A 12,036-nucleotide genomic window follows, 5' to 3' on the forward strand; every position below is an offset into this window, starting at 1 on the left:
TAGGTCTACATACCCTACTCCCAACAATAGCAATGTCAGCATCGATACAATGTAACAGCAAATCAAAAACCCCTGCTTCCTCCAACTCTCCAGGAAACAAGGGCGATATCGCTTGGGATGATAAGTATGTCTATGTATGCGTAGAAAAAGATACTTGGAAAAGAACAGAATTGTCCTCATGGTGATTCAATAAATCTTTTTTAATGGTAATAACTCGTAACCGCGTATGGTCGCGAGTTATTTTGTATTATTCCCTGTAGACTCATAGTATTCTCTTACCGAAGGCAACAGTGTAACGATCTGTAAAGCAAGCGCCCATCCAACATAGACAAGATGTATGATTGCTACAAGTTCAAGAATATACATCTGTACCATGATCCAAATAATCAGGCCAAATGCTGTATATAGAGAAAAAGTCCATGACCAATGCATCGGTTTTAGACCGTTCAATTTTTCCCCTAATTTACAATCTCTCTTTAACAATAATCCCACCATCACAACCAGAGGTCCGATCCCGAATACGACCAGCAAAATAATCCCCGGAATCAAGTAGTCCGAAAATAACTCCACCTTCATCATCTCTGTTGGTATTCCTATCATTTGCCCCGTAGGATCCAGAACAAGTGAGCCTCCCCCAATTATCGCACCAAGACCAAGTGCCGCATGCAGGAATATTAGTATTTTGACGGTATAGGGAGCCTTAATAAAAGCTTGCATATAGCCTACTCCTTCCTATTGTGAAAATAATTATTAAGACTATACCACAAACTTAATTTGGTGCATATGATGTTACCCTCGCTTGAATCTAGGCTCCTAAACCTATAGAATATACAAAAAACGACCGTATAACGAATCCCCTTCAGAAAGCGCGGGTGAAGCACCATGAGCAGGGTAGTAAAAAGTATTACAGAGCTGGTTGGCGATACCCCTGTCGTTAAATTAAGCCGCCTCATTAGCGAACAGGATGCAGAAGTGTATGTGAAGCTGGAGTATTTCAATCCCAGTGGAAGTGTTAAGGATCGTGCTGCCTCTCATATGATCACAGAAGCCGAGCGACAAGGATTGCTTAGACCGGGAGCAACGATCATTGAACCGACAAGTGGGAACACAGGGATCGGGCTGGCGATGAATGCCGCTGCTAAAGGCTATAAGGCCATTCTCGTCATGCCGGACAATATGACCAAAGAGAGGATAAACTTGCTCAAAGCATATGGAGCTGAGGTTGTTCTGACTCCTGCCGCTAAGCGAATGCCCGGTTCTATTGAAAAGGCAAAGCAATTGCTGGAAGAAATTCCGGACAGCTTCATGCCACAGCAATTTTTAAATACTGCCAATCCAGATATCCATAGACTTAGTACAGGGCCAGAGATTCTAAGTCAAATGGATCATCGCTTGGACATGTTTATTGCTACAGCTGGAACTGGAGGTACGATTACGGGTACTGGGGAATATTTGCGCGACCATATCAAGGATATTCAAATCATTGTTGTGGAACCAAATGGCTCCCCTGTTCTATCCGGTGGACAACCTGGTCCTCATAAGCTGGTAGGAACAAGCCCAGGTTTTATCCCGTCGATTCTTAATACAGATGTCTATGATGAGATCATTCAAGTTGAGGATCAAGATGCCATTGAAACTGTACAAAAGCTCGCCTCCATGGAAGGAATTCTCGTAGGTCCATCATCAGGAGCATCGGTGTGGACAGCCATCCAATATGCACGTAAGCTTGGAAAGGGCAAACGAATTGTATGTATCGCCCCAGATACAGGTGAGAGATACCTGAGTATGGATGGTCTTTTTAATATAGAGAAATAAATACATGGTTAAACCTAGAAGACATTAGAAAAGAGGTATATTGCTATGAGTGAAATGATTGATGGAATTTCCCATATTAACACCGATGAACTTGATCAAATCCTTCAGGACACTAACAATCAAGCACTAATTATCGATGTCCGTGAACACGAAGAATATTTGGAATTCCACATCCCCGGTGTTCCTCTTATTCCTATGGGCCAAATCGCCGAATTAATTGAACAATTTGATAAGAACAGAGAATATGTTTTTGTCTGTCGCAGCGGAAAACGAAGCTATGAAGTAGCTAAATATTTCAAACTTCTTGGTTTTGAGCAGGTCCACAACTACGCTGGGGGTATGCTGGATTGGGATCGTGAAATCGCTTCGGGTCCTGACAATATCATTACAGAATTTGACCCGGAGCTTCTTGAGAGAAAGCAAGGATAATCCAATACCACCTGACTTAACTTGAATAGGCAAAAAAATAGTGGGTTCCTGGCAACCAGTGCAGGTACCCACTATAAATTCAACTGAGCTTTCTATCTTTTCTATCCATTAAATCCTTCTTCCTCTATATGCCTTCATCGCTATCCATATCGATTCAAAAAGAACCACCAAGCTAACGATATAGATCCAAATATCTTTACTAACATCCCAAATCCTGGCGATTTCCTGGAAGTCTACCTCAGTGCTCAATCCACTTCCGATTCGAACCAGCTCTTCCATAAAGGTAGGATTCCAGATCGACTGATCATTGAACAGGATAAGCGCAAGGATCAACCATATGATATTAACTGCAATACAGAATACAGCGACCTTCACTGACCACTTCCCTACAACAAGCTTTACAATATCTCTAAGAATAAATAGCGCCATGACTCCTAGAAAAAACGGCAAGTACCTATGAAACACATCTACATCGAATATCGCTATACTCTTGATACCATCCCCATTAGTGGAGAAGTACACACCGATTAGTTCAAGTGCGAACATAAAAATAATGCTGAAGAAAATAGTAAAAATAATGCCTGCTATCGGATCACTCTTTTTGATTCTAATTGATGGGTCTGGAATCGCTGTCAGCATAGACGGTTTCCATGACTTCGTTACTGTATCAATACCGAGCTTTTTAGAGTTCATTCCTGTATATTCAATGATTCCAAAGACGATAGTCACCCAAGCAAAGCCCTGCAGTAATGTGTTCGTAGTTGTAGCAAAATAATCAGCAAAGTGGTTTAATCCCTGTGATGAATCAGTTATTGCTTCAACCATGAACACTACAGTCATAGAGATAGCTATAGATGCAAGCACAATTTTCATGATCGTCCAATAGAACGTAAACATTTCTGGACTAATCAGATAACGCTTGTAGCCTCTGTATTGATCCGCCAGCTCACTTGGGTTTCCCAACTCCTGAAGAACTTCTTCAACAAGCTGCTGGGTTATCTCTCCTCCATTAGCTCGCTCCTCCAGCATATCTTCGATAAGCCCTCGAAGCTCCTGCTCAATATCCTGCCTTTGCTTCTCCTGCAGCTTCTGCGTCACTGCATAGATGTAACGATCAACGTACTCCATCACCTTCATTGTGACTTCCCCCTCCAATTAGACTGTCCATGCTGACCATCATTGTCCTCCACTCCACACACAATTGCTCATAGACCAATTTCCCCTGCTCGCTTAACAAATAATATTTCCGGGGACGGGCTTCATTCGTATCCCATTTGCTCTCAAGAAGCTCCTGCTTCTCAAGCCTTCTCAAGAGCGGATATAATGTGCCTGGATCAACGCTAATCCCCTTTTCCTCCAGTATCGTTACCAGCGAATAGCCGTACTGCGGCTCAGATAACTGACTGAGCACCCCTATAATAATCGTTCCTCTTCTGAGTTCCTGTATTAAGCTGTTTATCGTTGCTTGAATATCTGTCATATCATCAACTCCTGGATTCATCATACTGTATGCCGCACACTATTGTAAATGATTTATTATAAATTATTATTTATTATTGTAATTATTTTATATAAGTGTAAATGAACCCATACGAAAAAGGAGTCTTATTTGAACCTCAACGGTCCACTAAGACTCCTTTTAGTCCAGCTGCATTTAACGAGTATTCCCAGTTCCTGCTTCCAATAGTGGCTCATACATCATTAGTGCATGATTCTCGGTAATATATTCATCGTTGATCAACACACCTTCATTATTATACACACGACGATACAACAAATTGTGTCTAATATGTCCTCCCCAATACTCTCGCGTAATTTTATGCTCACGCTCATAGACTTCATATCGGTGAATAGATGGCAGCACTGACCTTATTTCTCCCACTAAATCTTCATCAGTTAAAAATACATGGAGCTGCAATGGCTCATCAGTTGGATTATACAATCGCAAATCAAGATAATTATAAGAACAGGTTGCTCCACTTCCAAAAGGTTGGGTTCGAGACGAATCCGGAAACACATCATAGCTATGACGATGACGTTCATTTATTTGCAGTGGAGAATGTAGTGCCATCCAATATAAAAGATTAGTTAACTGACACAAACCTCCTCCCGTTCCCTGCTTAAATGATCCATAATGAAGAACCATACCGTCGACATATCCCTTTCTCCTTGTAGGCTTGCCTACTAGTTGCCAGAACGAAAAGGTTTCACCGGGTTTAATGATAATTCCATCTATATGTCGAACAGCCAGTTTCAAATTCACAATTTTATTATGTTGAAGCTGCATATCGACATTTCTCAGCTTTCTAAGGAGCACTGTTTGATGGCTTGAAATTGTATGCGGAAGAAATTGATTTTCTTGTTTTCTTGCCATTTTCTCGTTGCTGAATAACCATTTAAAATACCTCTTCACTCGAAAAAATCGCGTTCCGAACCAAATTCTTATTTTCGATCTCTGAACAGGTTTCATACCAATTCCTCCTGCTTATATAATCAGTAATCAGAGTTTACTACATTATACTTCACGATTCTATTTTTTGTAATATATACCAATCTACACTTTCATCTATCATTCAACATGATTTCCAAAAAACTACACATGTTCGTAACATCCACTCTTTAAAATAAGGAGGTATTGTCAATTCTCAGTCGAATTAGTACTATTGGTCTATATATGCCTTGATTAAGTACGTTAAACTAGCATCTATTATATTCAGGAGGCCGTCATGAAATTCAGATTCAAACCACGGAACAGACGCTATACCGTGCTCATCGTACCTGAGGGCAGCAACCCGGTATTCCGTTTTAAATTTCGTTCCACTTTACTGTTGTCAGTACTCATTTCATCTATCACTTTGATTACTTTGGTACTCGTATTATTCGTCGTAAATCGCAGCCATTCCTATCGAATTCACACTCTGGAATCGGAGTTATTTGCATCTACCACTCAATACCAGAGCACGGTTGACGATAAGGAACAAGCTATTGATAATTTATTGAAAGAGCTGGTCGAGCTTTCGGAGAAATCCAAGAACATTGAGAGCAAAATGATTGAGCTGGAAAAACTAGAAGCAGAGCTTAAGTCGATTACCGGTTCTGGCCAGCTACAGAGTAAGCTCGACACTGCCACGACACCATCCGAAGATATTATTGGAGGTATAGGCGGCGAATCTATTCCGCTTTCTGATGAAGAAATCACAACACTGGTTAAGGAGACGAAGGAAAGTATCGTTACCTCACTTAGTGATCTTCCAGATCTACAGCAAAAACTGGAGGAAACCAAAGCTACAGTCCAGCAGTATAAAGAAATGATGCAGATACTTCCTACATATTGGCCTACGAATTCCGTGAGAGTTACTTCACAGTTTGGCAAGCGAAAAGACCCGTTTAGCGGCGTATTATCATTACATAGTGGTCTGGATATCGGCGGTCAAATTGGCGATCCGATATACGCAGCAGCAGATGGAAAAGTTATCGATACAGGTTACAGTTCTGCACGCGGTAATTATGTCACACTGTCCCACCCTTCAGGTTTTTTAACTAATTATATGCATTTGTCAAAAGTGACAGTATCCAAAGACACCGAAATGAAGCAAGGAGAGCAATTGGGAGAGCTTGGCTCAACAGGCAGAAGCACAGGACCTCACCTGCATCTTGAAGTAGTTAAGAACGGGGTCACGATTGATCCCGAGCTATATTTAAAAGTACCTGGAGAGGATGAAGGCTTGTAATGTTTAAAAGAAAAGCAGCGACACTCGACCCAAATACTACAGATACATTGATTGGTGAAGGAAGCATTTTTGAAGGCAGCATTAAATCGGCTGCTGGAATTCGTATCGAGGGGCAGGTTATCGGAAATATCGAATCTGAAGGTGATGTAACGATCGGGGAAAAAGGAACCGCCCGCTCTAACATTGTCGCCAGAAACATCATTATTGCCGGTGAAGTTAATGGCGATGTTCATGCAAAGAGCAAGCTGTCCATCACGTCAAAAGGCAAATTGTATGGTAACTTGACCGCTACTTCTCTTTTGGTGGAGGAAGGAAGCATTTTCGAAGGAACAAGCCGCATGGTGAGCGTAGCAGATACTTCCAGCTCACAATCACCTAAGAAAGAGAAAGCTGCGGCAGGGGCTTGATATCATAATCTGATATTAGGCATTGAACGAAATTCCTGTAAAAGTGCAGTTTTTTGCCATTAAGGTAGCTGACGCACTCGAAATCCCTGCAAAAATGCATCTTTTCTTCCGCTCAATCACCGAATTTGCCATAACGGCGGCGATTTGCTGCATTTTTGCAGGCTTTTACTCTAAATCAGCTCTATCAGCCGATAATTACTGCACTTTTGCAGCCTTTCCATCTACAAGCACGCAACACGCAGCACGCACCATAGAGCCACACAGCACACAACACACAGTACACATCATCGAGCACACGGGTACAAGCTTTACTTGCAGTAGACGGACATAGAAGGGGCTATTTACACGAAAATGCCTACATTTGAGTTACATACGGACAAGCAGAGCCCTTATTGGCCTCAAATCTACACACGAAGAGCTCCTTTGTTCAAATAATGTCCCTTGTGTCCGTTTACTGTCTCTTAATCCCCGTTCTACACACAATAGAGGCCTTCATGTCCGCTTACGTCATTCATCGTCAAACTGCCGCCACCATCACTTTGCAGCTACTGACCACGACTCGAGCGACAGAGATGGCTCGGCTTTGAGCTCAAGGCTGGAGAACTCGCCTTGCTTCCATTTCAGGTAAGCAGCTGCGCCGATCATGGCCGCATTATCCGTACAGTAGGAGAACGGTGGAATTAACAGTGAGATCCCCTCGCGTTCACAGCGTTCGGTCAGAGCCGAGCGAAGTCCCCGATTTGCAGCAACCCCGCCGCACAATAGAAGCTGTACTGCATCGGTAGATTTTACTGCACGAATCGCCTTTTCTACCAACACTTCTATTACCGACTCCTGAAAACCGCGGGCTATGCTCGGTTCAAAACCCTCTTCGCCCCGCATCCGGTGCTGGTTTACCGCATTCAGCACTGCGGACTTCAATCCGCTAAAGCTAAAATCGTACGAATCCGGCTCCAGCCAAGCGCGTGGAAGCTCTTCAACTTCTTGTGATTCCATCGCCAACTTATCGACATGCGGTCCACCGGGATAGGGAAATCCCAACGCTCTCGCCACTTTATCATACGCTTCGCCTACCGCATCATCCCGCGTCTGTCCGATTAGAACAAAGCTTCCTTCCCGTTCCATAAGCGCAAGCTCTGTATGCCCGCCAGACACGACCAAAGCGATGCACGGATAACTAATCTCTTGAACCAATCGATTGGCATATATATGGCCTGCAATATGATGAGTTCCAATGAGCGGCTTGTCGATAGCAAACGCCAGACTTTTCGCCGCCATAATACCGACGAGCAGCGCTCCAACAAGTCCTGGTCCTTCTGTAACAGCTATGGCTGAGAGTTTTTCTAAAGAAATGCCTGCCTGCTCAACAGCCTCCTCAAGCATTAATGTAATACTTTCAACATGCTTTCGCGAAGCCACTTCAGGCACGACTCCACCAAACACTTTATGTGTCTCAATCTGACTGGCAATCAGATTGGACAGCACTTCGTTACCGTTCTTGACAACAGCGGCAGAAGTCTCATCACAGCTTGTCTCCACTGCCAAAATGTAGCAATCCTGATTTACCAATTTCTTTCTCTTCCTTCCCCTACACTTGACTCTTCTTCATCAAAGTCCAAGTCTGCTCCCGGCAGATCACTCCACATAATCAAAGCGTCTTCGTTATTGTCCGAATAATAGCCCTTTCGTGTTCCAGCTGGTACAAATCCCATTTTTCCATATAAGGATTGCGCTACATAGTTAGAGACCCTCACTTCTAAAGTCATACGAAGCATCCCTAAATCAGACGCCCAATCCATAATTTCATTAAGGAGTCTCTCACCTAAATGTTGCCCCCGATAACCGGCTCTTACAGCTATATTCGTAATATGCGCTTCATCTACAATCGTCCACATTCCGGCATAACCAATCGGTTTTCCGTTATATTCCATAATCAGATAGCGAGCAAAATGATTATGCGTCAATTCGTTACGGAAGGCCTCTTCACTCCAGGGCAATGTAAAAGACTCATGCTCAATGATCATAATATCCGGGATATCATCCAATGTCATCGAACGAAAAACAACGTTTCCAGACACTCTTTCCCTTAAAGCACACATCACGCTTCCCCTCCTTATCCGTTACGATGCGAACTGGCATCAGTTAAGTTTAACTCTGTACTTGCCGTTGCCTCAGCCTCTGCTTGCGCTTTTAACTTTGCCTTTGCCTTAGCCTGTACTTCCGCTTCTGCTAATTGAGTATAGTTTGGCTCCAATGCGTGTATTTCATCATTCGTTCCTGTCAGGACCCTTCTTGTTCCCGCAAGCCCAACCCATACACCTTCGAGCTCATACTGCGCAAAATATAGAGCTACTCCGAATGGAAGCAGCGCTTCATTAGCGGCAGCTTCATGCGCAGGCAGTGTCTCACCTACGAACCATATAGCAGACGGTCTATTCTGCGGATCGAGTTTACTTAGCTTGTCCGCCAGCTCTTGACTCCAATTCTCCATTAATCGAATCCCATCCTGCTTCGTTCGCTTGAGCATACGATCTTGAGATGCAGTAAAGCACGATGTATACACCTGACCACGTCTAGCATCAACAAGGGGTACAATCCAATACTCGTCAGATGATACAGCTTCATTTTCCAGAGTATCCTCCTGCTCCTGCTGATCAATCGATTGACTTAATTTCAGAGCATCCTGTCCAGTTCCTTGAGCCCAGCCTCCCAGACCAAGCGCTTCAAGACTGGATACACCAAATACCGGAAGTTTGAGCGCCCAAGCCATCGTCTTGGCGGTCGTCACCGCTATACGAATTCCAGTATAAGATCCCGGTCCAACCCCTACGGCAATTGCATCAAGCTCTCTCTTCGTAATTCCAGCAGCAGACAAAGCCTCATCAATTGCCGTTACCAAATAAGCCGAGTGATTACGTTCTGCGTGAATATTGCGCTCTGCGAGCAGGATACCGTTCTCCATTACCGCTACTGCAAGTGAGGACGTCGATGTATCAAACGCCAATAACCGCTGCAGCGGCCGTCGTTCATCTATGTTCATTTTCACGAAGCTCCATTCTCTTTCAAGGTCTTAATCCATGCTTCATAAGGTTGTCCAGAGCCTTTCAAATACATATTGCGTTCCGTGTCAGCAACACTCTCTACATAAATGTGCAGCAGGCTTGGCGGCAAAATCTCAGTAATCAAGCTTGCCCATTCCACTAAAGTTACACCGGAACCATAAAAATACTCATCGAGTCCAAGCTCCTCAGCTTCGTCCAGCGATAAACGATAAACATCCATATGATAAAAAGGCAATCGCCCCTCATATTCTTTAATCAACGTAAAAGTCGGACTATTCACCGTACCCTGCACTCCTAAGTGCTTGGCAAACAACTTGGAAAAAGCCGTCTTCCCTGCACCCATATCTCCATCCAGCGCAATAACCGTACCAGGTATGGCTTGTCCAGCCAATGCTGCTGCCAGCTTCTCAGTATCACCCAGGTCTTTTGCACCATAGACCAAATCGGCAGAAGCTTTATCGAATTCCATCGAAAAATCACCTCTTTATATATGTCCTCATTATATAGGTCTGCCACAACACCCGCAACAAAGAAGCGTTTCAATTATGTCTAAAAAACACATACTACAAATAAATTTCTAATTCAGAAGGGAGTTACACTATGCATACCGTATGGAAAGGAGCGATTAGTTTCGGGCTTGTCCATGTTCCGGTAAAAATGTTTTCAGCTACAGAGGATAAAGATATTTCCATGAAATACATCCACAAAAGCTGCGGCAGCCCCATTTCCTATGTCAGACGCTGCCCATCCTGCGATGTTGATGTGGACTGGGAGGAGATTTCTCGGGGGTACGAATATGATAAAGGGAAATACGTCTTGTTTGAAAAAGAAGAATTAGAACAATTGTCAGCGACTACCGACAGAACGATTAGAATTCTCGACTTTGTTGATCTTCAGGAGATTGATCCGATTTATTTTCAGAAGACGTATTACTTGTCACCCGATCAGGCTGGCTCAAATGCGTATCAGCTGCTGATGGAGGCCATGCATCAATCAGGGAAAATCGGCATAGCCAAAATCGCAATCCGCTCCAAGAGCAGCCTTGCCGCAATTCGAGTTATGGAGGGCTGTCTCGCAGTGGAGACGATATTCTACCCTGATGAAATCCGTCCGATCTCACAGGTTCCGAACCTGCCGGATGGGGTTAACATCAATGAGAAGGAATTAACAATGGCTAAACTGCTCATCGAACAATTATCCACACCATTTGAACCGGACAAATATACAGATGACTATCGGGACAATCTGCTGCAGCTTATTGAGCAAAAGGTAGCAGGGGAAGAAATCAGCCTTGCTCCTGCCAAAGCAGAGACGAATGTTATCGACCTCATGGCTGCTCTCCAGGCCAGTATCGAAGCAGTTAAGCCTGCTGCGGCAGCTGCACCTACGCCTATCGTTACCGATCCAGGGCCAACCAAAACGAAGCGCACCCGGAAAACTGCGGCGAAAAAGAACGATGAAACCACCGAACCGACACTCACGCCTAAGCCAAAGCGAAAAACAACGAGTAAAAGTGCTAAAAAAACAATTTCCTAAATTGATTTCAAATATTTTGAGATAGTGTACAATCCTCTGGGGGGACCGATGCCAAGCCTTGAATGATCGGGTGACGCATCGTTCCTCCAGGAGTCCACTCCATGAACTGTACTTTTACCGTAAGACGTGGACTTAACCATAACGCTCCTTTGGCCTTCGCTTTTGGAATACCTGTGAGCTCAGATTTGTCTTTGGCAAGACTCCGCACCGTCCCTGTCAAGCTGCGCAAATCTTCATGACTACATTTTCCCGGACCTGCATGCCCAATGTAATTCAGCTTACCCCCGGCATCATAAAGTCCAAGCAACAGAGCATTTACCAGCCCATCTCGAAAGGTGACTCCACCAACTACAGCGTACATATCAAAGGCCAGCTTCACCTTGGCCCATCTGGCGTCTTTCCCGCCTGGAAGATAGGTGCTATCCAGCTTTTTACATACGATCCCTTCCCATTCCTGCTGCTTCATTACGGTAAATAGGCTGGACGCATCACTCACATTAGGAACAATTTGTACCTGTTCATTAGGCAGAATCACTTCTGTCAGCAGTCTTTGTCGCTCGGTAAGAGTCCGATGATTTACCCAACTCCCATTACAGTACACGATATCAAAAATCATATATATAGCCGGAATTCTGCCAGCCGCAAAACGTATTTCCTGTGCCCGCCTGAGGCTATCCCGTCGCATAATTTCATGAAATGAAGGCTTTCCCGCTTGAAGTGCTATCATCTCTCCGTCCAAAATAACAGAATCGGCATTACAGTAAGCCTTTATATTTGTAAACTCAGGATATTGTTGTGTCCGCTCATTTCCTTTTCGGTTGATCAGCTTCACTTCATGCCCGTTATAATAGGTAAGCATGCGAACCCCATCCCATTTCACCTGTGCGATCCAATTATTGCCAATAGGAATATCTTTAGCTCTGATCGGTTCAAAAGGGATGATGGGCTGTATCGGCTCATTTTTCATAAGGTGTCCTCCCGGAAATTGGTTACTTATCCTTATAGTTTCCCCAATTCGGGTAAAGCTAAATGAATTACTATACACCTAAATCATTT

General features: G+C 43.9%; 14 protein-coding genes. 5 read left to right on the top strand and 9 right to left on the bottom strand.

The features are described from left to right. Nucleotides 1–237: 237 nt before the first annotated feature. Nucleotides 238–717 carry a hypothetical protein gene (locus tag BLS49_RS17745; protein WP_091233741.1) on the bottom strand — a complete coding sequence of 160 codons (480 nt, stop codon included), beginning with the start codon at nucleotides 715–717 and terminating at the stop codon, nucleotides 238–240. Between the two features lie 165 nt (nucleotides 718–882). On the opposite strand from BLS49_RS17745, the gene cysK reads away from it, so the two are divergent. Together cysK and BLS49_RS17755 are read left to right on the top strand one after the other, a co-directional pair. Further along, a complete protein-coding gene (gene cysK, locus BLS49_RS17750) occupies nucleotides 883–1,815 on the top strand; it encodes a cysteine synthase A (RefSeq protein ID WP_091233743.1) in 933 nt (310 codons plus the stop codon). A 45-nt stretch (nucleotides 1,816–1,860) separates the two neighbouring features. Next, nucleotides 1,861–2,244, top strand: coding sequence for a rhodanese-like domain-containing protein (locus tag BLS49_RS17755; protein WP_091233747.1), 384 nt, complete (start codon nucleotides 1,861–1,863; stop codon nucleotides 2,242–2,244). 108 nt (nucleotides 2,245–2,352) lie between these two features. Here BLS49_RS17755 and BLS49_RS17760 read toward each other — a convergent pair whose 3' ends face one another. From BLS49_RS17760 to BLS49_RS17770, 3 genes are all read right to left on the bottom strand, one after another. Then, on the bottom strand, nucleotides 2,353–3,381 hold the full coding sequence (locus BLS49_RS17760) for an HAAS signaling domain-containing protein (RefSeq protein WP_091233750.1): 1,029 nt from the start codon (nucleotides 3,379–3,381) through the stop codon (nucleotides 2,353–2,355). Beyond that, complete coding sequence (locus BLS49_RS17765) at nucleotides 3,359–3,724, bottom strand: PadR family transcriptional regulator (protein ID WP_091233753.1); 366 nt, start codon at nucleotides 3,722–3,724, stop codon at nucleotides 3,359–3,361. The genes BLS49_RS17760 and BLS49_RS17765 overlap by 23 nt, the downstream gene beginning before the upstream one ends. Before the next feature lie 174 nt (nucleotides 3,725–3,898). Then, complete coding sequence (locus BLS49_RS17770; RefSeq protein ID WP_091233755.1) at nucleotides 3,899–4,714, bottom strand: VanW family protein; 816 nt, start codon at nucleotides 4,712–4,714, stop codon at nucleotides 3,899–3,901. 256 nt (nucleotides 4,715–4,970) lie between these two features. Between BLS49_RS17770 and BLS49_RS17775 the strand changes: the two genes are divergently transcribed. Further along, complete coding sequence (locus BLS49_RS17775) at nucleotides 4,971–5,975, top strand: M23 family metallopeptidase (RefSeq protein WP_091233757.1); 1,005 nt, start codon at nucleotides 4,971–4,973, stop codon at nucleotides 5,973–5,975. Continuing rightward, nucleotides 5,975–6,382 carry a bactofilin family protein gene (locus tag BLS49_RS17780; protein WP_091233759.1) on the top strand — a complete coding sequence of 136 codons (408 nt, stop codon included), beginning with the start codon at nucleotides 5,975–5,977 and terminating at the stop codon, nucleotides 6,380–6,382. Before BLS49_RS17775 ends, BLS49_RS17780 begins: the two co-directional genes overlap by 1 nt. 534 nt (nucleotides 6,383–6,916) lie before the next feature. Here BLS49_RS17780 and tsaD read toward each other — a convergent pair. Genes tsaD through tsaE form a run of 4 tightly spaced genes read right to left on the bottom strand, consistent with a single transcriptional unit; the run spans nucleotide 6,917 to nucleotide 9,913 of the window. Then, the gene (gene tsaD, locus BLS49_RS17785; protein WP_091233761.1) at nucleotides 6,917–7,951 is read right to left on the bottom strand and encodes a tRNA (adenosine(37)-N6)-threonylcarbamoyltransferase complex transferase subunit TsaD; all 1,035 of its coding nucleotides are present in this window, start codon (nucleotides 7,949–7,951) and stop codon (nucleotides 6,917–6,919) included. Next, complete coding sequence (gene rimI, locus BLS49_RS17790) at nucleotides 7,945–8,481, bottom strand: ribosomal protein S18-alanine N-acetyltransferase (protein WP_245742547.1); 537 nt, start codon at nucleotides 8,479–8,481, stop codon at nucleotides 7,945–7,947. Before rimI ends, tsaD begins: the two co-directional genes overlap by 7 nt. A 14-nt stretch (nucleotides 8,482–8,495) precedes the next feature. Further along, nucleotides 8,496–9,422: a tRNA (adenosine(37)-N6)-threonylcarbamoyltransferase complex dimerization subunit type 1 TsaB gene (gene tsaB / locus BLS49_RS17795; RefSeq protein WP_091233762.1), complete on the bottom strand. Its 927-nt coding sequence runs from the start codon at nucleotides 9,420–9,422 to the stop codon at nucleotides 8,496–8,498. Nucleotides 9,423–9,424: 2 nt separating this feature from the next. Next, nucleotides 9,425–9,913: a tRNA (adenosine(37)-N6)-threonylcarbamoyltransferase complex ATPase subunit type 1 TsaE gene (gene tsaE / locus BLS49_RS17800; protein ID WP_091233764.1), complete on the bottom strand. Its 489-nt coding sequence runs from the start codon at nucleotides 9,911–9,913 to the stop codon at nucleotides 9,425–9,427. 131 nt (nucleotides 9,914–10,044) lie between these two features. Here tsaE and ku point away from each other — a divergent pair, with 131 nt between their 5' ends. After that, nucleotides 10,045–10,980 carry a non-homologous end joining protein Ku gene (gene ku, locus BLS49_RS17805; RefSeq protein WP_091233767.1) on the top strand — a complete coding sequence of 312 codons (936 nt, stop codon included), beginning with the start codon at nucleotides 10,045–10,047 and terminating at the stop codon, nucleotides 10,978–10,980. Between the two features lie 7 nt (nucleotides 10,981–10,987). Here ku and BLS49_RS17810 read toward each other — a convergent pair whose 3' ends face one another. Beyond that, nucleotides 10,988–11,947: an ATP-dependent DNA ligase gene (locus BLS49_RS17810; RefSeq protein WP_091233769.1), complete on the bottom strand. Its 960-nt coding sequence runs from the start codon at nucleotides 11,945–11,947 to the stop codon at nucleotides 10,988–10,990. Between the last annotated feature and the right edge of the window lie 89 nt (nucleotides 11,948–12,036).

It is taken from the genome of Fontibacillus panacisegetis, from assembly GCF_900102215.1.
In the GTDB taxonomy this organism is placed as follows: Bacteria; Bacillota; Bacilli; order Paenibacillales; family Paenibacillaceae; genus Fontibacillus; species Fontibacillus panacisegetis.

Coding starts and splice junctions, on each gene's coding strand:
- BLS49_RS17745 (WP_091233741.1), bottom strand. CDS start 717: ATGCAAGCTTTTATTAAGGCTCCCTATACCGTCAAAATACTAATATTC.
- cysK (WP_091233743.1), top strand. CDS start 883: ATGAGCAGGGTAGTAAAAAGTATTACAGAGCTGGTTGGCGATACCCCT.
- BLS49_RS17755 (WP_091233747.1), top strand. CDS start 1,861: ATGAGTGAAATGATTGATGGAATTTCCCATATTAACACCGATGAACTT.
- BLS49_RS17760 (WP_091233750.1), bottom strand. CDS start 3,381: ATGAAGGTGATGGAGTACGTTGATCGTTACATCTATGCAGTGACGCAG.
- BLS49_RS17765 (WP_091233753.1), bottom strand. CDS start 3,724: ATGACAGATATTCAAGCAACGATAAACAGCTTAATACAGGAACTCAGA.
- BLS49_RS17770 (WP_091233755.1), bottom strand. CDS start 4,714: ATGAAACCTGTTCAGAGATCGAAAATAAGAATTTGGTTCGGAACGCGA.
- BLS49_RS17775 (WP_091233757.1), top strand. CDS start 4,971: ATGAAATTCAGATTCAAACCACGGAACAGACGCTATACCGTGCTCATC.
- BLS49_RS17780 (WP_091233759.1), top strand. CDS start 5,975: ATGTTTAAAAGAAAAGCAGCGACACTCGACCCAAATACTACAGATACA.
- rimI (WP_245742547.1), bottom strand. CDS start 8,481: ATGTGTGCTTTAAGGGAAAGAGTGTCTGGAAACGTTGTTTTTCGTTCG.
- tsaB (WP_091233762.1), bottom strand. CDS start 9,422: ATGAACATAGATGAACGACGGCCGCTGCAGCGGTTATTGGCGTTTGAT.
- tsaE (WP_091233764.1), bottom strand. CDS start 9,913: ATGGAATTCGATAAAGCTTCTGCCGATTTGGTCTATGGTGCAAAAGAC.
- ku (WP_091233767.1), top strand. CDS start 10,045: ATGCATACCGTATGGAAAGGAGCGATTAGTTTCGGGCTTGTCCATGTT.
- BLS49_RS17810 (WP_091233769.1), bottom strand. CDS start 11,947: ATGAAAAATGAGCCGATACAGCCCATCATCCCTTTTGAACCGATCAGA.